A 23,066-nucleotide genomic window follows, 5' to 3' on the forward strand; every position below is an offset into this window, starting at 1 on the left:
GGCTGGCGCCCTCGGCGGTCTTCTTCACCGTGGCGGTGATCTGGTCGAGCGCGGCCGCGGTCTCCTCGAGGCTTGCCGCCTGCTGCTCGGTGCGCCGCGACAGATCGTCGGCGGCGGTCGAGATCTCACCGGTGCCGGCGTGGATGGCGTTGACGGAAGCGACCACCGACAGCAGCGTCTGCTGCAGCCGCTCGACGGCGGCGTTGAAGTCCTCGCGCAGCTTCGACGCCCGGCCCTCGAACGGCACCTCGATGCGGAAGGTGAGATCGCCGCTCGACAGCCGCTCGAGCCCTTCGCCAAGCGCCGAAATGGCGATCTGGCTCTGGCGCTCCTCCTCGGCCTTCTCGGCAGCGCGCGCCGCGCGCTCCTCCTCGGCCCGCTGGCGCGCCGTCTCGGCCTCGGTCTCGAGGCGGATCTTCTCGATCGCCGCGTCCTTGAAGCTCTGCACCGCCGTCGCCATCTGCCCGACCTCGTCGCGACGGCCGACAGCCGGGATGACGATGTTGTGGTCACCAGCGGCGAGGTTGCGCATCGCCGCCGTCATCTGGCTCACCGGCTTGGCGATCTGGCGCGACAGCCACCAACCAATCAGGACGAGTAGAACGATCGTCAAGCCAGCGCCGGCCGCCTGAAGATACCTGGCGTTGCGCACGGCCTCGTCTCTTTGCCGGCTTACTTCCTTCAGCCAAACGGAAACCTCGTTCTGCACATTCGTGACCGCGACACGGATCGCCCCTTCCGTCTCGGACGTGTGCTGGGAAGCCACAAGGTCGCGAGCCCGCTGCTGCATGTCAGAATCGCCGGCCAGCTTGACGATAGGATCGCCGACATCGAGACGCCACTGCCGAGCCGCGACGTGGAACTTGTCGATCGCCGCCAGCAGGCTTTCGTTGCCCTGCGCTTCGTCCTTGGCGTTGGTAAGCTGCTGCTCGAACATCTGCGTGGACACGCGATAGCGCGCCAGGACGTCGTTCTTCGGCGCGATCACATAGAGGCGAGCCAGATTGACCCGATCGAGATGGAAGGCTTCGCCCTTGCCGATGTCAGTCACCAGACGGCTCGCCGTCTCATAGTGCTTTCCCGCGCTTTCAACCGTTGCCAGCGCCTGCATGAGGAGCAGCGCCACCACGATACTGACGACCATGATCACCGAGAAGCTCAGGGCCAGCTTCCGAGTGATACCGAAGCTGGTGAGGGAGAAGCGCCACATCTTCCTCGGGGCGCGAGCCTTGGGCGCAGGAGCTGCTGCGTCTAACGGGATTGAGCTCATCGGTAATTTCCTTGGCTTTGGGGATAGAAAAATTGGGATTGCCCCGGCAGGTCACTCAACGGGACAGGAATATGAAAGGTGACAGCGAGTCATCGGCCTAACATCAAACAAACACACACCAATCGCAGGCAGGGACGCCCATCAGGCCTCCGATTTGGCACGCGGTTAGAGTCCATTTGGGTAACTTATTTCGTAAGATTTTCATCAATTCGCGCTTTCCCCCGAAAATAGTCTTCGACGCGAAAGCGCTCTATTGGCCTGCTCATGAGGAAGCCCTGCGCATAGTCGCAGCCATGTGCCTGGAGAAACCGGAATTGCTGTTCGGTTTCGACGCCTTCGGCGACCACGGTCATCTTCAGATTGTGAGCGAGACTGATTATGGTGCGCGCGATCACCGCGTCGCACATGTCCGACTGGATTTCCCGAACGAAGGCTTGATCGATCTTGAGTCGGCTAACTGGATAGCGCTTGAGATGCGACAGCGATGCATAGCCGGTGCCGAAATCATCGAGGGTGATTGCGACGCCGGCGGCATGCAACTCGCACAGAGCTTCCGATATCCTATCGCTGGAACGGTCGAGCAGCACGTTCTCGGTCAGCTCGATCTCGAGCGCGGATGCGTCCAGGCGGAATTTTTGCAGCAGCGCCAGGACACTTTCGGTAAAGCCGCCCTGCTTGAGCTGGGCGGCGGCGACATTGACCGCGATCGGGCCCGGATCATAGCCGAGGTCGCGCAGGCGCCGGGCCGTCTGCATCGATTTTTCGAGCACGCGAAAGCCGAGCGGCACGATCAGGCCGCTGTCTTCGGCCACGGGGATGAAATCGCCGGGCGGGACCTGGCGCCCGTTCACCGTCCAGCGAGCGAGGGCCTCGAAGCCGACATGGCCGCGATGGTCCAGACTCACCTGGGGCTGGAGGGCAATATCGATCTCGTCAGCAGCCAGGGCAGTCCTCAGCGCGTCGCCAGTGGCCTGACGCCGTTCGACGCTGTCGCGGAGCGCCGGGTCGAAGAAGCATGAGATGCCGCGCCCGCGCCCCTTGGCGTGATACAGGGCAATGTCGGCATGCTTGAGCAGTTCCTTGGAGGAGCCGCCATCGTCCGGAAACATGGCGACGCCGGCACTGCAATTGGCATTCACCGTGCGATGTCCGATGTCGATGGGCTGGCGCACGCAGGCCAGGATCTTCTCGGCAATCCTGATCGCGTCATCCACGCCGGAGAGATTGGAGATGACGATGGCGAATTCGTCCCCGCCAAGCCTCGCAACGGTGTCGGACTTGCGCAATATGCCACGAATGCGCTGCGCGACCGTCACCAGAAGCATGTCGCCGGCATCATGCCCGAGCGTGTCGTTGACGCTCTTGAAGTCGTCCAGGTCGACCAGCATCAGGGCGCCCTGCCGTCCTGTGCGCTCGCTCGCCGCGACGGCGTCCGCCAGTCGTTCGAGCAGGACGGTGCGATTGAATAGCCCGGTCAGCGGATCGTGCTCGGCCTGGCGCTTGATCACGAGTTCGGCTTGCTTCAAGTCGGTGATGTCGCTGCGGACCCCGACCACATAGCCGGTGCGTGAAAGCCGCTCGCGCACTTGCAGCCAGCGTCCGTCGCTCAATTGCTGCAGCACCTTCTTGCCAGGATTGCGATGCTCGCGCATGCGCGCCGCTATCCAGGCCTCGCGGCCCTCGGGCGTGTTCTTGGCAAGATTGAACTGGCCGTTCTCGACGCCGAAGCGGAGGATGCTCTCGAAGGATACGCCGAGCTCCATGACCGGCGCCGAGTTCTTGTAGTAGCGCTTGAAGGTGTCGTTGCACAAAGCCAGGCGGTCGTTGCTGTCGAATGCGGCCACCGCGTCAGGTATCGCCTCGAGAATATCGCGCAGCAGCCCCTCGGCTTCGCGTCTCTTTTCGTTTTCGGCGCTCAGCGCGGCTTCAGCGGCCTTGCGCCTGGTGATGTCGTAGCGGATCGAGACATAGCCGCGCCCGGCACCGGATGGGGCCAGCAGCGGCACGATGGTGGTGTCGACCCAGTAAAGGCTGCCGTCCTTGGAGCGGTTGCAGATTTCGCCGTGCCACAATCCGCCCTGGGCAATGGTGCGCCACATGTCGACGAAGAACTGTCGCGGGTGCAGGCCGGAATTGACGATGCTGTGCTTCTGTCCGAGCAGTTCGCCGCGCGCAAAACCGCTGATTCGGCAAAACAGGTCGTTCACGAAGACGATGGTTCCGCTGCGATCGGTCATCGCCACGATGGCATGCCGGTCGAGAGCAGTTTTATAGGCGCCGAACTCCGCCTGTATCTGCTTGACCTTGTCGCCGGCTCTGTGAAAATCTTTTTTCACTGTGGCAGTCGCGGGATACAGCCCCGCCCGCCCTCCGCCTTCTAAAGACGCAGGTTCCTGGTCCAATGACATGCTTTCCCCCTCCCGGCCGCAGTCTCCCTCTAGTGCGACCCTCCCCCATCGCTACCGGCCACGCGCCGAGCCTTTCCGTTAGGACAACATAAATTACCTGGCGGAATTTTCCGGAACACGGCTATGTTCGGCATTCCTGTCCATTCGGATCGGCGACATCACCATATGTACGGTAGCGAATGAACTATACCGTACACATCCAGAAGTTAACTGGAGTTTAAGGGCCCGTGAGCACGCAAAAAACCTTCTCCTCTACGCTGGAGAGCGTCAGCCAGACAAATGAAGAGGCTGAGTTGAGGCCCGATATTCGCAACAAGGTTCTTCTGTCGCTGCGCCCGGAAGCCCAGCTATTCTTGCGGGAACGTCTCGTCACGCGGCCCATATCAGTCGGCGAAGTCATATTCGATGACGGCGAACCGCTTACTCATGCCGTGTTTCCGAACGAGGGCGTGATTTCCTACATGGCCGAAATGGAAGACGGCCGAAGCGTCGAAAAGGCATCGATAGGGCTGGAAGGATTTGTCGGCTTCGCGCTTGTGATGGGTGGCGGCAATGCGGTGGGCAGAAGCCTGGTGCAAGTGGCGGGCAGCGCATCCTGGCTGTCGATAGACGATCTCAATGCCGCGCATGAACGCTTCATCTGCGTTCGCGAAGCCATGCTGCGCTACTCCAAATCGCTGATCGTCCAGCTGATGGAATCGGTTGCCTGCAACAGTCTGCACACGGCTGAACAGCGCGTGGCGCGCTGGCTGCTGCAGACCCTCGACCGCGTGCCCGGCGACACGTTCGTTCTGACGCAGGAAGCCTTGTCGCAGGTGCTTGGCCTGCGCCGAGCCACGGTCAGCGGGATCTGCTCGGAACTGCAGGATGCCGGCATCATCACCTATCATCGCGGCACGATGACCATCTGCGATCGCGCAGCGTTGGAGGAGCGCACCTGCGAATGCTACTGGCGCGTGCTGGACGCATCGCTGCTCGGCGATCAGGGCGGCGATGGGGTGACGCCGGCGAGATCTCGAATCGCTGACAGGCGTTCTCGGGGCATTTTTCGTCGTCGGGGATATTAGGCCCCGACAGGCAGACGGCGCGGTTCCCTGGCAGCTGGATGGGCGATCCGTTGTCAGCGACCGTGCCGATTGCGCGCAGGATAAGGCCGCGGCAGGCGACGTGCCGTCGGTCGGGTCGGTGAGCAGTTATCTGAAGGGGAGGGGGATGGCGGAGAAGGAGGGAAACTCTCTCCCGCGCCTCTAGACCCCCTTTAGCCCTTGACTTTCAAGGCCTGCGTTTCCACCTGTGGGGCACCAGTGTGGGGCACCGGAGGGGAAATGGCGGGCAGCTCTAGGCAATATCTGGAATGGCATGGCCAGCAATGGAGGGTGCGCGTCAAGGTTCCAGCCAGCGTCCGCGATCTCATAGGCCGCAGCAAACTGGTTCATCCGCTTCATACTGCCGACTTGAAGGAAGCCAACGAGCGTAAGTGGGCGGTCGTGGCGCGGCTCAAAAGCACCATCGCGGCAGCCGAGAAGGCACTTTCCACTAGCGATCTTCTCGACGCGGAGGCGCTCCACATGCGGCTCCACAAGGACGAGGAGTGGACGCTCGATGCCGTCCAAGAGCGGGCCGAGCAAATCGAAGAGACCCACGGCCTTGGTCGCGCCAAGGCGTTCTATGACCTCGCCAGCGGGCAAGTGACGCCTCTAGACCACCACGCAGACGCCTTCGTGCAGCACCAGGGCTACCGAATGAAGTCGGAAGGGGACTTTCGCCGGGCGTTGGGGTGGCTGGGCAATTGGCTTCGGGATGCCGACCAGCCGGTGGCGCTGGAGGCGGTCTCCCGATCACATGCAGGCAAGTTCATTTCGGAGAGCCTCACGGTCGGACGTAGTGCTGACAAGGCGACCGCCTATCTCGGCTTCATTCGGCAGTACTGGAAATGGCTCCTCGACAAGGGGCACCTCCGTAGCGGGGAGAACCCATGGGTAGGCCAGACCCTTCCAGCTTCCCCTAAGCATCGGCGGGATGCAGAGCCCGACCGTGGCAAGCGCCCCTTTACGGACGATGAGATCAAGACGCTCCTCAATGGTGACGGAGGGCCGATGCTCAACGACCTCATGCGGATCGCGGCTTTGAGCGGAATGCGGATCGAGGAGATTTGCCAGCTATATGTCTCCGATTGCGAAGGCGGGGTCTTCAACATTTGGGCTGGAAAGACGGACAGCGCCCGCCGTACTGTCCCGATCCATAGCGGCCTCAAGAGAATCATCGAGCGGAGGACCAAGGGCAAGGAGGGCAACGCCTTCCTGATTGACGACCTGCCGCCTGTCCCCAAGTCCCGCGAGACCCGCTCAGACCCCGCCGCCAAGAGGTTCACTCGCTACCGGCGCGACCTCGGAGTGGACGAGAGGCCGAACGACAAGGCGAAGAGCAACGTGGACTTCCACTCATTCCGCCGCTGGTTCATTCGGAAGGCGCGTGATGCCAAGCTTGCCGGGGCTCAAGGGTTCGATGAGTGGACCATTACGTGGGTTGTTGGACACACCGATAGTGACCGCGCCAAGAGCTTGGACCTAAGTCAGCACGGCTACGCAGGTCAGGACCCAGAGAAAGCGAAGAGGGCGCTTGTGGAGGCCGTGAAGCTACCTTCCTAGCCAGCTAGAGGGGAAGGGGGCATGGCCGGCGTGCGAAGCCACCCACCCCACCTATTGGTGCCACCAATGGCACAGGCAATCCGGTAGTCGAAAGCCCCGCTTAGGGGCCCCCCAAGAAGTTACCCCATACTCTATGAACAGAGGAGCTTGGAGCGCCTTCGCGGGGCTCCTCTTCCAGGTTGCTGCTCGTGACAAGCTACAGGAGGATATTGATGCCTAGCAGTCGTACAGCTTTCGAACAGACGCCGTTGATTACGCCGCAACGCCTCCTCAGCGATTGGAGGCAAATCTTTGACCGAAGTGTCCTGCCGGAATGGCTGCACACGGTCACCTTCCCCGAACTAATTGCGACGGCAGACGAAGGGGAAGACACGAAGATAACTGTGCCTCAGTGGGCGTATATTCGGATTGGCAGGAAACTTCCTTGGCACTGCCATATCCGCGTTATTGAGCTTGGTGCCCTCTTGGAATTGACGAGGGTGGGCATCACAGTTCGGACTAACAGCAACCACACTGAACCCCGGCCCCAGGTCTATGCCAAGCTCTCAATACCGGGGGCTCCACATGACAACACGCCGATAACGCGACTATTTGCCGGCGCAATGGCTGGTGAGGCGGTGACAGCCCTGGGCCGCCGCAACGATGTCAGCGCATGGAACGCTGCCATTAAGGCAGACCGTCATGCCATCAAAGATGCCCGAGAGCAGACTATGCGGCATGTCGAAAGGCTACTACGCGAAGGGGCGGCAGCAGGCACATTGCCACTCGGCTTCGACGTCGCCGCCTATCTCGATAACCTTGCGGACTTGTTTCGCTGGATGGACCAAGGACTGGAGCCGAGCAACTTCCATCCTAGCGACCCACGACGCGCCCTTGCAGAACAGGCTGCGGCCTAACCATGGACCAAGCAGAGTTCGAACGGCTTCTAGCCAACGTTAAGCCAGCCACAGCGCCGGTTACCGAAGGCGGGCCCCAGCTCGACACCGAGGCGTTGGCGTCCATGGCCGAACAAGCGGGCCTCACGCCACCTAAGCCCGACGCCACCCAGTTGGATGCTCAAGGCCTACGCCCTGACGGCACCAGCTACTCCCAGCCTCCCGCACAGGAGCCGGCTTTGGCCGATCCTTCAAGCACTGATGCGGTGGCCGGGGGTGCGCTGAAGGGCGTCTTCGAGACCAAGGACTTCCTGTTTGGCGATACGCTGCCTGATGACCGCTCGGAGTTCCGCAAGTCCGTTGAGGACACCGTGGACCTCCGCCGCCAGCAATCCATTGTGGATGGCTTCTCGGCCGGCATCGGGCAGTTCGCCGTGGGCATGATCGGCTTGGGCAAGGCCCGGTGGATCGCCAAGGGTCTGCCTTGGGTTGGCCGGGGGCTCGGAGCCATTGAGGCCACCCGCAAAGGCCGCGTTGCGCTGGAGAGCGCCAAGGCTGCCACCGTGGGTGCCGTGGCGTTCGATCCCCATGAGGAGCGCCTGTCGAACCTTATTCAGGGGACCCCGTTGGCCAACCCGCTCAATGCGTGGCTTGCGGCCGATCCCAGCGACAGTGCCGCCGAGGGCCGCGTAAAGGCCGCCTTGGAGAGCATCGGGCTTGATGCTGCAATCCTCGGCACCTTCATGGCCGGCACGAAGATATGGAAGGCGCTGCGTAAGGGCGACACAGCGGCGGCCGAAAGGCTGGCCGCTGAGTTTGAGACCAGCGTGGCCAAGGAGACGGAGGCGGAGCGAAGCGCTGAGCAAGGCGCAGTGGCCCCGCCAGCGAACCCAGACAGTGCGGGGTCCACGAGTACCACCCCCACCGCTGAAGCCCCTCAGGCGACTCCTCTGAGTCAAGCAGGGGCGGTGGATGTTCAAGTGGTCTCCAACCCCACCGAGGCCGCTCAGGCTGCCGGTGTGGAAACCCCGTTGCCTAGCGCCAAGCCCCGCATCAAGTTCTCCGACGAGGACACCGCTGCCGTTCTCTCGGGGATGGAAGCTGATGCCGACGCCATGACGAAGCACGGTGGCTGGTACCAGGCGGTGGAGGCAGGGCACACCTTCGGCAAGGGTGATGGCATCCCTTACGTCAAGCTCAACAGTGACGCCGATGTGGACGACTTCATGGCCCGCGTGGTGGATGCCGCTGAAGAGCGCCTGGACAGCATGAAGGGTGGTGATGTGCTGTCCGATGAGCGTGTCACGAAGCTGGTGGACCAGCGGGTGGCACTCTTTGACGATGACCCCGCGCTCCTCCTCGGTCAAATCCAGAAGGCCGGCAAAGACGCCAGCCATATGGTTGCCGAAATGGAAGCCGGCTATCTCCTCTCCGCCCGCATGTTCCAAGACACCTATGCGCTGGCCAATCGGATACGCATGGGGGACTTCGCGGAGTTCGGTGGGAAGGAAGCGGCGGTTGATGAACTTAAGAAGCGGCTCAGTCTAGCGGCCTCGGTCTACGGCTCGGCGCGGTCCATCACGTCCAACGCGGCGAGGTCCGTGCGGCGCATGAGGGGAGACTTCAAGCTGAAGCCTGAGGATGTCGCCAAGCTGAAGGAGCTTGACGGTGACCAGTTGGCGGAGCTTCTCGTCAGCACTCAGGGCAGTCCCCGTAACATCGCCAAGCTGGCAAACCCCAGCATGTGGACCAAAGCGGTGGACTTCGGCCAGTTCCTCCTCATCAACAACCTGGTGTCCGGCCCGAAGACCCAGCTCATCAACATGCTGACCAATAGCTATATGGTCGGCGCAAGGCCCTTGGAGCGCATCCTTGGGTCTGTCATTGGGGCGGCCAAGGGCGATGCTCCGAGCCGAGCGATCCTTCAGGAGAGCGTCAAGCAGTACGCCTATATGGGCACGTCCTTGGGAGAGGCCTTCACGCTCGCTCGTAAGGCCTTCATGCTCAACGATAGTGTGCTCTCTCCCCACCGCTCCGAAATGTGGCGGGGGATGCAGACAGGTGCGCCTAATGCAGTCCCCGTGCGGAGCTGGAAGCCGTGGGACAGCGTGCCCAACGTGCTCCATAACGCCCTCCAGATTGCCACCAACACGGTGGGGATGCCTACGCGGGCCCTCGGCACGGTGGACGAGCTGGTGAAGCAGACGGTCTATCGCTCCACGGTCATGGCCAGAGCGCACATGGAGGCGGTCAAGCAGGGGGCAGAGAGCGGGCTTGAGGGCGATGGTCTGAAGAGCTTCGTGCAGAGCTTCGTGCGGGACAAGCTGGACAAGGCGTTTGACGCTGAGGGCCGGGGCGTTGATGCGGGGGCGCTGAGGGAGGCCAACATTGCCACCTTCCAGCAAGAGCTACTGGCGGGCACATGGGGGAGGACGGTGCATCAGGCCGTGGGCAACCACCCTGAATTGCGGCTGGTCCTTCCGTTTGTGAAGACCCCCGCCAATGTTCTCCGCTACGGCTGGAAGCTAACCCCTGGCCTCAATGCGTTCCAGAAGGAGTTCCGTGATATGTGGCTGGGGAGGATGGGCAGGGAGCAGCAGGCCCAGGCTTATGGACAAATGGCCACGGGCACCCTGTTCATGGGTTATGCCGCCTATCTTGTCTCCAACGGAACGATAACTGGTGCGGGACCCTCGGACTACAAGGCTCAGGCGGAACTCAAGGCCACCGGTTGGCAGCCCTATTCCATCGTCTTTGAGAACGCGGACGGGTCCAAAACCTATGTGCCCTATGGCCGGTATGACCCCATAGCGATCCCCTTTGGCATCATCGCGGACATCCAAGACGCAATTCACAACATGGGCGAAGGTGGCGAAGAAGATGCCGGTGTTGCCTCGGCCATCGGCGGTCTCAGTCTGGCGCTCGCCAAACAGTTCACCAGCAAGACCTATCTTTCCGGCCTGGGGGACGCACTTGACGCTATCATGGAGCCTGACCGGCATATGAGCCGCTGGGCTGGCCAGACGGTCGCCAACTTCATCCCGTTCTCAGCGGCCCTCCGTCAGGTCAACCCCGACCCGTACTTGAGGGAGGCCCGTGACGTTACCGATAAGGTGATGGCCACGATCCCCGGCCTGTCTGAGAAGGTGCCCGCGCGGTACGACTGGGCGGGAGACCCGATGCTCACCCGCAAGGGCCTTTGGACTTCCGATGAGGACAGCGTTGTGGACCGTGAAGTCCAGCGCCTCGCCCTCGAAGGTGGGTCCACAATCGTCCGCCCTCAGCCGGTGCATGATGGAGTTGACCTCCGGGATGTCACCATGGCGGACGGCAAGAATGCCTATGAGGCCTACCAGCAGCTTTCCGGTAGGCCGTCGCCTAAGGTCCTTCCCCTGAAGAGGGTGGTGGCGAGGCGGGTGCAGTCGGAGAGCTATAAGCGTGCCCCTGACGGCGATGCGGCAACCAAGGGCACCAAGCTCTGGATACTGCACGATGTCACCTCACGCTATCGTAGCATCGCCCTCAAACGCCTGAAGCGTGACCCTGTGGTCCGAGAGGCGTTCCTGAGGGAGACCATGCGGGTGAGAGCTGCCTATGCGGCGGCCCGTCCCATCCAGCCAGAGAGGCCCTCCATCGGGAAGATAGGGGACAGCTTCGGGGTGGACCTTAAGGCACTCTTGGGGCCGGCACCTCAAGCGGCGGCTAAGCCCTTTTCGGCGAGGAGCAACAGTGGGGCCAATCTTGATCCCGGTATGGGACCGGTAGCGAAACCGGAAAGCAGCGGGAAAAAGATGCAATGACGGATGCTATGGGGAATGCGCTTCGCGTAGGCGATAAGGTGGCCCTGACATAACGCCGTTGACGGAATGAAACAGCTTGAAAGGGGGCGCGGCGGGGAAACCTTCTGCGCCCTTCGCTTCTTGGGCTCCACGGGCCGCAAAGGCGATACCAGAGCGCAGACAGCGAGGATCACCAAACGATGATGGGCAAAGACTCTTTCGGCTTCGCTCTCAGCGTTGGGGACATCGTAACGTGGTCCGTTCAGGTTGGAAGCACCACAGTGACCCCCGGCTACTTGCGAGTTGGGCAGGTGGTGGCGCTGCTCGAAGAGGGTGTTGCCCTTCAGCCCTTCCTCCTCAAACGCCGTAGAGGCGTCCGCGTGCTGCCTCCAAGTGCCGTGGCCAAGCTTCACATAACGCGGCAGCAGCTTGAAAAGAGCTTGGGCCCGCAGCAGCCATAACTCAGAGGGAGCCTTCGGGCTCTCTCTGTGTGTTTTCTCGCCGTAAGTACCACTGAGGGAAATTCCTCAAGGAAATCAATGAAAGTTACCCCATACTATATGACGGGGGCCCTCCGGGTGTGCTTTAGAGTTACTGCATACTGCATAGACCCCTCCAACCTCCACTCTCCATAAAGGAGGGCAACGGGGTCACTTGCATTACTGCCCTCAAAGGCACCCGCTTGGACACTTGGCGGCACCCCTCGCGCACACTTTCATGCCCACCCACCTGGCAACCCATCCACTAGGTGGCCATGGGCTACGAGGGAGGGAAGGGAGATACCGACCTAGTAAGGTGGCCAGTAAGGCAGGCATGATGGGAAATGAGGCGGCCACCCCCGCGAGATACAATCATTGCCTGCCAACTTGGTCACCTTATCAATTGCCGGCTGGAGGTGCCGTGTCTTTGATGGCTGGGGCAGGCGGAAAAGGGTTTTGTGCAGTCGGCTGCATCGGGGTCACGGGAAGCGCTATCCGCCCCTGTAACATCTGATTTAGCAATGTCATGTTGTGCCGCTGGAGGTCTTGGTCATCAGTCCAGCCGCGCGGCCCGTAGGATAGGCGTTCAAGATCACGGCGGTCATACGAATAGCCAAGCTCCCTTCCCATCTCGTGCAACAGGTCCATCAGCAAGTCATTTCGCTGCTCACTGAAACGGTCGTGTTCATCTGGATTTGGCATAGGAGAGAAGAGGTGGTTGATATAGGTCCGTAACGCGCCCGTAACGGGGCGACATCCGTAAAATTCAAGGTCCACGAGATTAAGAGCCCCCACATGCATTGGGTCTAGTCGGGCCTTACGTGTGCGCATAAGGTCTCGAAACACTTCCAAACGTCTTTGTCGCTTCTCTGCCCATTGCCGCTGAAATCTATCCGCTGCAACAGCCAAAATTGGGCCAAGCACGATGGCCGCAATAGTAACGAGATCAACCCAACGCAGTCCCAGGAACAAGTCCTCTCGCATCATAGCTCCCGAAGCTTTTGGAATTTCGCATTGATAGGCCCTATCAGCGTGTCAATTCTGAAAGTGTCCTCACGATCTAACCGAACAGGCAAGCGCAGCGGTACGTCAATCGTAATGGGCTCGCTCATGGCCGATGCCCCCGTGATCGATTGGTTGCCGATTGAGAGTGAAAACTTGATGATCGCGTCAACATTCAGCCCGTCTTGCGTCGGCGAAAATGTGCCATCGTAGGTGCCGCCTCCGGCATCCGCACCACTAACCACCCCGTCCTTGAAGAGAAACATGGCGATTGAGTTGCCATAGGTGCCCGTAAAGAAAGCCAAGTAAATCCCGTTTATAGAATCAGTGTTCGTCACGCTTTTCCCTCTACAGGTTTCATCCTCGGAACAAAAAAAGAACACACATCTCGCGCATCAGCAACACGACCTGAACCCCGCAAGCAACGATATCCAATGAAAATTGGGGTCACCCATGCGAGACATACTCAACGTGGGGGCTGAGCCGACCGTTCCCCCCGTACCACCCCTCAGTTGGCCATTTCGGTGGCCCAGCGTCCCGCTGCCTGGTCCTCACGCCGTCCCATCAGGGCAACACGACATGCGCTGTGAGGCAGGAGATTGGCACCGTAGAGAAGCGTGACCTTTGCACCAAGCTGCACCATACTGACGCAGACTTGAAGGGGGAGAGATGCTTTGACCGATCCATGTGCAATTTGGAGGGCTCGCACTTTCGATAGCGGGCGTTCTGGCGACCGCCTCCAATTTGACAGTCCACGAGCTGGCGGAGCTTATGAAATCACGGGGTCGGCGAAGGCTATGCTTGCTTTTCTGGATGATCGACAGAAAGCCCGCCTAACCTCGTGGCTGGTGGATCAGCATCAAGCCGGTAGTGAGTGGCCCTTGGTAACTTCGACAGAGGTTGAGAATGCCAAATCGGCCCCCCCTCTAACCCTGACGGAACGCCGCGATAGACTCCTGAAAATGGTGTCGGAACAAACACCGACCCTAGGGAAAGGAATGCGATACTATGCGCAGGTGATCGCCATATCTCCCGGTGCCCCGCCGCCCGCCAACTCACATTGGGCGAATCATGACGCGCTTTTGGCGGCCACCGAGTCAATCGAGATTCGAGAGGTGAAGGCGCTTATCAAGTTTGCTCGGGAGCAGGGTCTCCTAGTTGATGACACGGGCGGCCTCTCACTCACCTTCGATGGTCACACCCATCTGGAGAAGCTGCGCGAACGGCCCAGGAACTCGCATCAGGCGTTCGTTGCAATGTGGTTTGGGCCGGAAGTTGCGGCAGCATACGAGGAGGCAATAGCCCCGGCCATCGTGGACTCAGGCTACCGCCCTATCAGGATCGACCAGAAGGAACATAACAACAAGATTGACGACGAAATCATTGCGGAAATTAGGCGCTCCCGCTTTGTTGTCGCGGATTTCACCTGTGGCCTAGTCGGAGAAGGACAAGACAAGACGGCGGTTCCCCGTGGTGGGGTCTACTACGAAGCAGGCTATGCGCAAGGCTTGGGAATCCCAGTAATCTGGACGTGCCGCGAGGATCACATAAATCACGTCCATTTTGACACCCGCCAATTCAACCACATCACCTGGCGAACCCCAGCGGAACTCCGGTCCAAGTTACGCAACCGCATAGGCGCGGTCCTTGGAGACGGTCCACTGAAATAGCGCCGGAAAAGCTCATTCACGGCCACACCGTCTCACTAGGGCAAGCCCATGTGAGTCCCCTTAAGGTCGGCCATTTAAGTCTCACACAAATAGTCTCTTGACAGATTGCCGCTAAGTCTCACAATATAGTCTCACATGGTTGGCGCAATTGTGCGCTTGCCGGGTTACGTGAGGAGACTGCCGACATGCATCTTTCCCTTGTTCCCAAGAGAACGCCTTTCAGCTTCGAAGCCGACCACAGCACACCCATTCCTGCAGATGCTCTTGCCCTCTTTGCGGAGGATGAGCCGGGACCCGAGACGCCACACGGCCTGGGCGACCTCCGCCACCGTTTCAGCGATCTAGAAGGGGGTGGTCACGGCAGCTTTTCGGTTAACCTAGCGGACCTCAGGCCGGCATATGGCGGGACGGTAGTGGCCCTCGTCACGCCACACTACGCCCGCACTAAGATTGGCGAAGTGTTTGCTGCATGGCGGGCTGACAGATCGTCGCGCCAACCCTACGCCTTGAAGATATCCGAGCCATTGGTTGCGGAAATCGGGGAAGAAATACTTGTTAAACTTTCGCCCGAAGGAGGCGAATAGCCATGAAACACCAGCCAACGCTCAAATTCGCATTCAAGGCGAGCAGGGAAGGCTTCGGGACAATCGTTATCGCCAGCTTGCATCAGGGCCGGCGCGGCATCTGGCATGAAGCGATCTTTTCACCGGAGAGCGGCGACGAGGTGATTAAGGCATTTTGCAAGCTCGCCCCTGAGGTTTTTCCCGAGTCGAAACCTCTTTCGCCCAGCCAGTTCAAATGGCGATGAGCAACGCTGGCCAATCGGAGACCAACCAAGATGACCAATAGCGCACTTGTTGGCTACGCCCGCACCTCCACCACCGACCAAAAGGCAGGGCTCGCGGCCCAGCTTCGAGACCTGGAACAAGCGGGCTGCACTAAGATATTCCGCGAGGAGCTTTCTTCCGTGGCCGCCACGCGCCCCCAGCTTGAGGCTGCCATTGAGTGGGTGCGAGAGGGCGACACGCTCGTAGTCACGAAGCTGGACCGCCTGGCTCGCTCGGTGGCAGACCTTGTATCGATCACGGAGGAACTTCGGAGGAAAGGCGTTGGGCTTCGCATCCTAGCCATGAACCTCGACACCTCCACCCCTACCGGCAAGCTCATGCTCAACTTGCTGGGGTCCATCGCGGAGTTTGAGCGCGAGCTTATGCTAGAGCGCCAGCGGGAAGGCATCGCGAAGGCTAAGGTGGATGGCAAATACAAAGGCAGGCAGCCCACGGCCCGCGCAAAGGCGGAGGAGGTTATGCAGCTTCGGGCGGAGGGAAAGTCCGCGAATGACATTGTGGCGGCATTGGGGATCAGCCGGGCAAGTGTCTTTCGGATATTGGCCGAGGCAGATCGAACGTAACGGGCAGGGCTGGCATCAAACTACAAGTTCTAATCTGTAACCGCAGCAGCCATTTGGCCCCGGCGCAGATGGGGCTGTATTCTATGAAACGAAGAAAGCCCGCCGCATCGAGACGGCAGGCGGGCGATGTGCCAGACATGGAGTGATCCGCAAGAGTGGCGGCGGCTCCCGAAAGAATGCTGCGGCCCAGAGGCTGCCTTGCAGAGAAGCTCGTATTCTGCGACTCAGGTAATGGATATTTCCGGCAGGGGTGGACAAAACCTTGGGTATAGCCTGTACGCTCGGAATTGGGCTGACGCTGGACGTTGAATTTCAGATCACCCGCGAGTTTTCCCTTCGTCCTACGCGCCTTGACTGCGACTTTCGGCAGTTGGAGGGATTGGCCGACACCCAGCGAACTTACGGCTTCCTTTGCTCGCTAGCCCCGCATGTCACATTCGAGTTGGACGTGGACGGCGACACGTCACAGGAGGCTGTTATCAACGCCTGGAATTCGCAATGGGTGTTTGTCCATCTCTCGATCATCGGCAGACATCCGCTGTTCGGCCCCTTTGGCCGCGTGGGAGACCGTCTGACCGTTCAAGACATGCGTATCTATCCAGCTGCTTTTTGGGAGCCTAGGCCCTTTCCAAGAACGAACTAGCTCAATGCGCGGAAGATCACGCCGGATTTATGAACTTACTTGACAATGATCGATTTGCGCATGCCGCTATTGTGGCGGCCGGAAACCACAAAGAGCCGTTCTTGCCCGCCCGCATGGCGAGCATCTGGAGCGGCATAGAGGCGCTACTAGGGCTTGATCACGAGTTGCGTCATCGAATTTCATATCTCGTCGCCATACTCCTCGGAACGGATCGTGCAGACCAGGAAGCGAGATTGAGTCGCACCAAGAAGCTGTATGATCTACGCTCGAAGTGTGTTCATGGCGCGGGCCTCAAGGAGAGCGAAGGGGAGGCTGCGCTTGTGGAGTCGCTGGATTTACTATGCGATCTAACGCTCCATTTTGCTCGTAGAGGCCGGCTACTGAGCCTGGCCGAGCAAAACGGCTTCTTTTGATGACAATTTGGGGCACCAGCGTGGGGCACCGACCTTAAGGGCTCCCGATAAGAACCCAATTAAATCAGCCGCTTAGCTTGAAGAGAGGGGGATGGCGGAGAAGGAGGGATTCGAACCCCCGATAGGCTTGCACCTATGCCGCATTTCGAGTGCGGTGCATTCAACCACTCTGCCACTTCTCCGCAACTGTGGTCGGGCCGTTACCGGCGCGGCGCAGTAGATAACGAGTCGCGATGCGATGCACAAGGCCCCTTCGCGACTTATTTGTGGGTCGCCTTGACTCGATGCGCCCCTTCGGTTACACGCGCACAGTTCCGGCGAGGGTCTTGCCCGCGTCGGATTCGATTTGAACCCCAAGACTGACAAAAAGACGACCCGAACGCTCCCCGCGTTCAAAGAGGTCGGACCGAACAGCGAAAGGCAAAAAATGTTCGCAGTCATCAAGACGGGTGGCAAGCAGTATCGCGTTGCCGCCAACGACGTCATCACCGTCGGCAAGATCGACGCCAATGCTGGCGACGTGATTGAAATCACCGAAGTGCTCGCAGTGGGCAACGGTGCGGACGTCTCGATCGGCGCTCCCTTCGTGGAAGGCGCCACCGTGGCGGTGGAAGTGGTCGAGCAGGGCCGCGCCGCAACCGTCATCGCGTTCAAGAAGCGTCGTCGCCAGAACTCGCGCCGCAAGCGCGGCCATCGCCAGCACGAAACCGTCATCAAGATTTCCGAAATCCTGACGGGCGGTGCCAAGCCGGCGAAGAAGGCTGCTGCTGCTGAAGCTGCCGAGAAGCCCGCCAAGAAGGCCGCGCCGAAAAAGGCTGCTGCCGCGGCGGAAAACGAGTAAGTTCGAGGACTGAAGGAGTAAACCAATGGCACATAAGAAAGCTGGCGGTTCGTCGCGCAACGGTCGCGACTCGGAATCCAAGCGCCTCGGCGTGAAGAAGTTCGGCGGCGAAGCTGTCGTTCCGGGCAACATCATCATTCGTCAACGCGGTACCAAGTGGCATCCCGGCGTGAACGTCGGCATGGGCACTGACCATACCCTTTTTGCGCTCGAAGCCGGTGCGGTTGCTTTCCGCAAGAAAGCCAACGGCCGAACCTATGTATCGGTTAATCCGATTGCAGAAGCCGCGGAGTAGCCGGTTCCGCACCAAAACACCGGCGCCCCATCTCGGGACCGGTGTCTGGTAGAATCCAGAAAAAGGATCGGGGGAGATGGGTCGCCCAGCTCCCCTTTTTCATTGCCTGGAGGATACCTAGAAATGGTTGCCGAATCGGAGGACTTCGAAGACGAGAGTCTGGTCATAGATTGCCCGGTGCTCGTCACCGAGCGGCTGGTGTTGCGCCCGCCGCATGAAGACGACGTGGCCGAGCTGGTGACGCTCGCCAACAATCCGCGCATTGCCGAAATGCTTTCGCGCATGCCTCACCCGTACGGAGAGGCGGAGGCACGCTCCTTCCTCACCCGGTCGTCGCTGTCGCGCCATGCCGGTGGCGTCTATGCGGTGACGCTGGCCGAAACCGGCGCATTCGTCGGCTGCGCCGGGCTCAACGCCACCGATCGCGGGCTCGAGCTCGGCTACTGGATGGGCGAGCCCTACTGGCGCCGCGGCTATGCGACGGAATCTGCACACGCGCTGGTCGACCTCGCCTTCCGCGCGACGAACATCAACGTGCTGCACGCCTCCTGCCGGGTCATCAATCCGGCCTCGCGGCGGGTCATCCACAAGTGCGGCTTCCAGTATGCCGGCCAGGGCATGCTGAACTCGCTCGTCGGCGGCAAGGTGCCGGTCGAACGCTACCGCCTCGACCGCAAGACCTGGGTTAGCCTGCGTACATGGGCCCGGCTTTGAACGAAGTCGCAGCGCAAATCGCGACGCCGGCAACGGCGCACATGTGCAGGAAAGAAAATGAGCGGCCGGTCCGCCGGCCGTTCATTCCAGCTCGAACCAGATTGGCAGGTGGTCCGAGCCTGTCGCGGATGCGTCGATCCAGCTTCGCCTGACGCGGCCTGAAAGGCTTGCGTGGACGAAGGCGAAATCGATCAGCCGGTTGTCTTCGGGCTTCTCGTCGTCGATCCAGCTTATCGCGCCGTCCGGCGCACCTTCGGTCAGCGAAAAGACGTCGACGGGGTGGTGGGCAACGATCTGGCGACCCTCGGCATAATCGGCCTCTCCGGCCATCAGGGTATATTCGGGCGATCCCTGGACCATGTTGAAATCGCCCATCAGAACGAATTCTTCCGGGCAGGGCAGCTCGGGAAACCCATATTCGGCCGAGCCGGTGATGGCGCCGCCCTCCATGGGATAGGCATAGACGCGCTCCTTCAGATGCCGGATCTGGGCCGAACGCTCCTCGTGATTGATGTGATCGAGATGAACCGAATAGACGCGCAGCGGGCCGGACGGAGCCATGATCAGCGCCTCCAGTGCCGAACGCTGGAGATTGCCGCGGTTGAAGCGGCGCGTGCGCGGCAAAAGCAGGTTGCGCGAGGCGGCGATCGGCCAGCGCGACAGCACCATATTGCCGAATTGCAGGCGCTTGTTGACCGGCCGGCCGCTTGCGTCGCGCAGGCCGAAATCGACATCCATGGCCGGGCCGTAGACGTGGAACATGTCGGGCAGGAGTTCTGCGAGGCCGGCCACGAGATCGGCGCCGCCGTTGCGCGGAAAATTACGCGTCACCTCCTGCAGCGCGACGATATCGGCGCCTTCGAGGCTTGCCGCGATGCGCGGCAAATCGAATTTCTTGTCGCGGCCAATGCCGTACTGGATGTTGTAGGTGACCAGTTTCATGCCCGTCCCTCGCTGTTTCCGAGTATGGGAACGGTAAATCCCGCACTCGCCCTCGTGCATTCTTTGCGCTAGAGCAGGTCCCAACAAAACCGACAGTAGCGAAAAGCCAGTTTCCGATGAAATTCCTCGACCAGGCAAAAGTCTATATCCGATCCGGCGACGGGGGCGCTGGCAGCGTCTCGTTCCGCCGTGAAAAATTCATCGAGTTCGGCGGGCCGGACGGCGGCGATGGCGGCCGTGGCGGTGACGTCTGGCTGGAAGTCGTCGAAGGGCTGAACACGCTGATCGACTATCGCTACCAGCAGCACTTCAAGGCCAAGACCGGCATTCACGGCATGGGCCGCAACATGACCGGTGCCAAGGGCGCCGACATCACGCTGAAGGTGCCGGTCGGCACACAGGTCTATGAAGAAGACAACGAGACGCTGATCTGCGACCTGACCCAGGTCGGCCAGCGCTTCCGACTGGCGGCCGGCGGCAATGGCGGCTTCGGCAACCAGCATTTCAAGACCTCGACCAACCAGGCGCCGCGCCGTGCCAATCCCGGCCTTCCCGGCGAGGAAAAATGGGTGTGGCTGCGGCTGAAGCTGATTGCGGATGCCGGACTGGTCGGTCTGCCCAATGCCGGCAAGTCGACTTTCCTGGCAGCGGTAACCGCGGCCAAGCCGAAGATTGCCGACTATCCCTTCACCACGCTGCATCCGGGCCTGGGCGTCGCCCGCATCGACGCGCGCGAATTCGTCATCGCCGACATTCCCGGCCTGATCGAAGGCGCACATGAAGGCGTGGGCATCGGCGACCGCTTTCTTGGCCATGTCGAGCGCACGCGAGTGCTGTTGCACCTCGTTTCCGCGCAGGAGGAAAGCCCCGGCAAGGCCTACAAGACCGTGCGCGGCGAGTTGGAAGCCTATGGCAACGGCCTAGCTGAAAAGCCGGAAATCGTGGCGCTGAGCCAGATCGACACGCTCGATGCCGACAGCCGCAAGAAGAAGCTTGCCTCGCTGAAGCGAGCCACCGGCACGACGCCGATGATGATTTCCGCCGTAACCGGCGAAGGCGTCGAGGCGGTGCTGCGCGCGCTGATGGCAGAGGTGCAGTCGGCCCGGGTTGAAAACGAGCCGGGCGAGGCCGACGAGCGGTGGCAGAGATAGGGGATCGCCATGAGCCTGCAGCCGCTGAAGAAATACAAGCGCATTACCGTGAAGATCGGCTCGGCCCTGCTGGTCGATCGCTCGACCGGGTTGAAGCGCGACTGGCTGGCCTCGATTGCCGACGACATCGCCGTGCTCACCGAGGCAGGATGCGAGGTGCTGGTGGTTTCCTCGGGCGCGATTGCGCTCGGCCGCACCATTCTGGGCCTGGGCAAGCGCGCGCTGAAGCTTGAGGAAAGCCAGGCTTCCGCCGCCGTCGGGCAGATCGCGCTCGCCGGCGCGTGGTCGGATGAGCTTGGCCGCAACGGATTGAAATCCGGGCAGGTTCTGGTGACGCTCGGCGACACCGAGGAGCGCCGCCGCTATCTCAATGCGCGCGCGACCATCTCCACTCTGCTCAAGATGAAGGCCGTGCCGGTCATCAACGAGAACGACACGGTGGCAACGAGCGAAATCCGCTATGGCGACAATGATCGCCTTGCCGCACGCGTCGCAACCATGATGGGGGCGGACCTGCTCGTCCTGCTCTCCGACATCGACGGGCTCTACACCGCGCCGCCGGCCCTCGATCCGTCGGCAAAATTCATCCCGCAGGTCGAGCGGATCACGCCCGACATCGAGGCGATGGCTGGGGCGGCCGCGTCCGAGCTGTCACGCGGCGGCATGCGGACCAAACTCGACGCCGGCAAGATTGCTACGGCTGCGGGCACGGCCATGATCATCACCGCCGGCACGCGGCTCAGCCCGCTCGGTGCCATCGATCGCGGCGAGCGCGCCACCTTCTTTAAGCCGAGCGCCAACCCGGTGAAGGGCTACAAGACCTGGATCGCCGGCCAGCTCGAGCCGGCAGGCCGGATGATGGTGGATGTGGGCGCGATCGACGCGCTGTTGTCCGGCAAATCGCTGCTTCCGGCCGGCGTGAAGCGGGTCGAGGGCAATTTCTCGCGCGGCGACACGGTGGCGATCATCAGCCCCGAGGGCCGCGAGATCGCGCGCGGCCTTGTTGCCTATGACGCGGCGGATGCCGTAAGGATCGCGGGGTTGAAGACCAACGAGATCGCCGATGTGCTTGGCTATGAAGCGCGCTCGGCTATGATCCATCGTGACGACCTGGTGGTGAGCCACACCGAAACGGCGCAGGCGGAAGGGTGAGCCATGCTGATGGCAAGTGACAAATCCGGGCAGGACACGGTCGCGCTGATGGCAGCGCTCGGCCGCAAGGCACGCGCCGCCGCCCGACCACTTGCCGTCGCCAGCGCCGACCGCAAGCGCGACGCGCTGCTGGCCATGGCCGATGCCATCCTGCGGGGCGAAGACAAGATTCTTGCGGCTAACGCCATCGACGTGAAGAACGGCGAGCAGTCGGGCTTGAGCGGCTCCTTCATGGACCGGCTGAAACTCGACCCGAAGCGCATCCGCGATATGGCCGAAGGCGTTCGTGCGATTGCCGAGCTTCGTGATCCTGTCGGCGAAGTCATTGCCGAATGGGACCGCCCGAACGGCCTCCATATCGAGCGCGTGCGAACGCCGCTCGGCGTCATCGGCGTCATCTATGAGAGCCGCCCGAATGTGACGGCGGACGCCGGTGCGCTGTGCCTCAAGGCAGGCAATCCCGTGATCCTGCGCGGCGGCTCGGACTCGCTGAATTCTTCGGCGGCCATCCATGCCTGCCTGGTCGAAGGGCTGCGGGCCGCCGGCTTGCCGGAAGATGCGATCCAGCTGGTGCCGACCACCGATCGCGCCGCCGTTGGCGAGATGCTGAAGGGTCTGTCGGGCAATCTCGACGTGATCGTGCCGCGCGGCGGCAGGAGCCTTGTGGAGCGCGTGCAAAACGAGGCGCGCGTGCCGGTGTTCGCCCATCTCGAAGGCATCTGCCATCTCTATATCGACAAGTCGGCCGACCTGGGCATGGCGGTAAAGATCGCCGTCAACGCCAAGATGCGCCGTACCGGCATCTGCGGCGCAGCCGAGACGCTGCTGGTCGATCGGGCCGTGGCCGGCACGCATCTGGTGCCGGTGCTGGAGGCTCTGCGTCAGGCGGGCTGCGAAATCCACGCCGACGAGGAAGTGCTGAAGGCTTTTGCCGACGCCAAGCCCGCGACCGATGCCGACTGGGTGACGGAATATCTCGACGCCATCATCTCGGCGAAGCTGGTGGACGGCGTTGCCGGCGCCATCGAGCACATCGAGACCTATTCGTCACATCACACCGAGGCCATCGTCGCTGAGGATGCGGCCGCCGTGGAGCGCTTCTTCAACGAGATCGACTCGGCGATCCTGCTGCACAACGCCTCGACCCAGTTCGCCGACGGCGGCGAGTTCGGCATGGGCGCCGAGATCGGCATCGCCACCGGCAAGATGCATGCGCGCGGGCCGGTCGGCGTCGAGCAACTCACCTCCTTCAAGTACCGCGTGCGCGGAACGGGGCAGGTGCGCCCGTGACGTTCGCGTGAGGGGCGCACGCATAGTCGGCCGTCGACCTTCCGCGTGGCACGCGCAAGAAGGGGATGCCTGACGTCGTGCAT

Annotated in this window: 20 protein-coding genes and 1 tRNA gene; 15 read left to right on the forward strand and 6 right to left on the reverse strand. The window is 61.4% G+C overall.

Features of this window, described 5'->3' with window-relative positions; translation table 11 throughout:
- A partial coding sequence (locus tag C7I85_RS16530; protein ID WP_146148889.1) for a HAMP domain-containing protein occupies nucleotides 1–1,270 on the reverse strand: 1,270 nt, incomplete at its 3' end.
- Between the two features lie 185 nt (nucleotides 1,271–1,455).
- Entirely contained in the window at nucleotides 1,456–3,606 is a 2,151-nt protein-coding gene (locus tag C7I85_RS16535) for a putative bifunctional diguanylate cyclase/phosphodiesterase (protein WP_181257205.1), read from the reverse strand.
- 299 nt (nucleotides 3,607–3,905) lie between these two features.
- Here C7I85_RS16535 and C7I85_RS16540 point away from each other — a divergent pair, with 299 nt between their 5' ends.
- The 4 genes from C7I85_RS16540 to C7I85_RS16555 all read left to right on the forward strand — a co-directional run bounded on the left by C7I85_RS16540 (nucleotide 3,906) and on the right by C7I85_RS16555 (nucleotide 11,001).
- Nucleotides 3,906–4,745 (forward strand): Crp/Fnr family transcriptional regulator, encoded by an 840-nt coding sequence (locus C7I85_RS16540; RefSeq protein ID WP_245444976.1) that lies wholly within the window; start codon nucleotides 3,906–3,908, stop codon nucleotides 4,743–4,745.
- Between the two features lie 258 nt (nucleotides 4,746–5,003).
- Nucleotides 5,004–6,326 (forward strand): DUF6538 domain-containing protein, encoded by a 1,323-nt coding sequence (locus tag C7I85_RS16545; RefSeq protein ID WP_106725116.1) that lies wholly within the window; start codon nucleotides 5,004–5,006, stop codon nucleotides 6,324–6,326.
- Nucleotides 6,327–6,538: 212 nt separating this feature from the next.
- The gene (locus C7I85_RS16550; RefSeq protein ID WP_106725117.1) at nucleotides 6,539–7,222 is read left to right on the forward strand and encodes a hypothetical protein; all 684 of its coding nucleotides are present in this window, start codon (nucleotides 6,539–6,541) and stop codon (nucleotides 7,220–7,222) included.
- Nucleotides 7,223–7,224: 2 nt separating this feature from the next.
- Nucleotides 7,225–11,001 carry a hypothetical protein gene (locus tag C7I85_RS16555; protein ID WP_106725118.1) on the forward strand — a complete coding sequence of 1,259 codons (3,777 nt, stop codon included), beginning with the start codon at nucleotides 7,225–7,227 and terminating at the stop codon, nucleotides 10,999–11,001.
- Between the two features lie 857 nt (nucleotides 11,002–11,858).
- Here C7I85_RS16555 and C7I85_RS16565 read toward each other — a convergent pair.
- Both C7I85_RS16565 and C7I85_RS16570 read right to left on the reverse strand, forming a co-directional pair.
- Nucleotides 11,859–12,431 carry a DUF6680 family protein gene (locus C7I85_RS16565; protein ID WP_146148891.1) on the reverse strand — a complete coding sequence of 191 codons (573 nt, stop codon included), beginning with the start codon at nucleotides 12,429–12,431 and terminating at the stop codon, nucleotides 11,859–11,861.
- Between the two features lie 11 nt (nucleotides 12,432–12,442).
- Nucleotides 12,443–12,799: a hypothetical protein gene (locus tag C7I85_RS16570; protein ID WP_106725121.1), complete on the reverse strand. Its 357-nt coding sequence runs from the start codon at nucleotides 12,797–12,799 to the stop codon at nucleotides 12,443–12,445.
- 459 nt (nucleotides 12,800–13,258) lie between these two features.
- Here C7I85_RS16570 and C7I85_RS16575 point away from each other — a divergent pair, with 459 nt between their 5' ends.
- From C7I85_RS16575 to C7I85_RS16600, 5 genes are all read left to right on the forward strand, one after another.
- Entirely contained in the window at nucleotides 13,259–14,131 is an 873-nt protein-coding gene (locus tag C7I85_RS16575; protein WP_106725122.1) for a hypothetical protein, read from the forward strand.
- 185 nt (nucleotides 14,132–14,316) lie between these two features.
- Nucleotides 14,317–14,715, forward strand: coding sequence for a hypothetical protein (locus C7I85_RS16580; RefSeq protein WP_106725123.1), 399 nt, complete (start codon nucleotides 14,317–14,319; stop codon nucleotides 14,713–14,715).
- A 2-nt stretch (nucleotides 14,716–14,717) separates the two neighbouring features.
- A complete protein-coding gene (locus C7I85_RS16585) occupies nucleotides 14,718–14,939 on the forward strand; it encodes a hypothetical protein (protein ID WP_106725124.1) in 222 nt (73 codons plus the stop codon).
- Between the two features lie 30 nt (nucleotides 14,940–14,969).
- Nucleotides 14,970–15,542: a recombinase family protein gene (locus tag C7I85_RS16590; protein WP_106725125.1), complete on the forward strand. Its 573-nt coding sequence runs from the start codon at nucleotides 14,970–14,972 to the stop codon at nucleotides 15,540–15,542.
- Nucleotides 15,543–16,214: 672 nt separating this feature from the next.
- Complete coding sequence (locus C7I85_RS16600) at nucleotides 16,215–16,598, forward strand: HEPN domain-containing protein (RefSeq protein ID WP_106725127.1); 384 nt, start codon at nucleotides 16,215–16,217, stop codon at nucleotides 16,596–16,598.
- A 92-nt stretch (nucleotides 16,599–16,690) separates the two neighbouring features.
- Here C7I85_RS16600 and C7I85_RS16605 read toward each other — a convergent pair.
- A tRNA-Ser gene (locus C7I85_RS16605) sits at nucleotides 16,691–16,780 on the reverse strand.
- Between the two features lie 245 nt (nucleotides 16,781–17,025).
- Between C7I85_RS16605 and rplU the strand changes: the two genes are divergently transcribed.
- The 3 genes from rplU (at nucleotide 17,026) to C7I85_RS16620 (ending at nucleotide 18,448) form a co-directional block, all read left to right on the forward strand.
- Nucleotides 17,026–17,439 (forward strand): 50S ribosomal protein L21, encoded by a 414-nt coding sequence (gene rplU, locus C7I85_RS16610; RefSeq protein ID WP_106725128.1) that lies wholly within the window; start codon nucleotides 17,026–17,028, stop codon nucleotides 17,437–17,439.
- Nucleotides 17,440–17,464: 25 nt separating this feature from the next.
- Nucleotides 17,465–17,734, forward strand: coding sequence for a 50S ribosomal protein L27 (rpmA, locus tag C7I85_RS16615; protein ID WP_106725129.1), 270 nt, complete (start codon nucleotides 17,465–17,467; stop codon nucleotides 17,732–17,734).
- A gap of 123 nt (nucleotides 17,735–17,857) precedes the next feature.
- Entirely contained in the window at nucleotides 17,858–18,448 is a 591-nt protein-coding gene (locus tag C7I85_RS16620) for a GNAT family N-acetyltransferase (RefSeq protein ID WP_106725130.1), read from the forward strand.
- Between the two features lie 81 nt (nucleotides 18,449–18,529).
- On the opposite strand, the gene C7I85_RS16625 is transcribed toward C7I85_RS16620, so the two are convergent.
- Complete coding sequence (locus C7I85_RS16625; RefSeq protein WP_106725131.1) at nucleotides 18,530–19,390, reverse strand: endonuclease/exonuclease/phosphatase family protein; 861 nt, start codon at nucleotides 19,388–19,390, stop codon at nucleotides 18,530–18,532.
- A gap of 116 nt (nucleotides 19,391–19,506) precedes the next feature.
- Here C7I85_RS16625 and obgE point away from each other — a divergent pair, with 116 nt between their 5' ends.
- From obgE to C7I85_RS16640, 3 genes are read left to right on the forward strand one after another with little or no spacing between them, the layout of a single operon-like run.
- Nucleotides 19,507–20,541: a GTPase ObgE gene (obgE, locus tag C7I85_RS16630; RefSeq protein ID WP_106725132.1), complete on the forward strand. Its 1,035-nt coding sequence runs from the start codon at nucleotides 19,507–19,509 to the stop codon at nucleotides 20,539–20,541.
- Nucleotides 20,542–20,556: 15 nt separating this feature from the next.
- Complete coding sequence (gene proB / locus C7I85_RS16635) at nucleotides 20,557–21,693, forward strand: glutamate 5-kinase (RefSeq protein WP_106725346.1); 1,137 nt, start codon at nucleotides 20,557–20,559, stop codon at nucleotides 21,691–21,693.
- A 3-nt stretch (nucleotides 21,694–21,696) separates the two neighbouring features.
- Complete coding sequence (locus tag C7I85_RS16640; RefSeq protein ID WP_106725133.1) at nucleotides 21,697–22,983, forward strand: glutamate-5-semialdehyde dehydrogenase; 1,287 nt, start codon at nucleotides 21,697–21,699, stop codon at nucleotides 22,981–22,983.
- Nucleotides 22,984–23,066 lie beyond the last annotated feature (83 nt).

It is taken from the genome of Pseudaminobacter soli (ex Li et al. 2025) (genome assembly GCF_003012705.1).
In the GTDB taxonomy this organism is placed as follows: Bacteria; Pseudomonadota; Alphaproteobacteria; order Rhizobiales; family Rhizobiaceae; genus Pseudaminobacter; species Pseudaminobacter soli.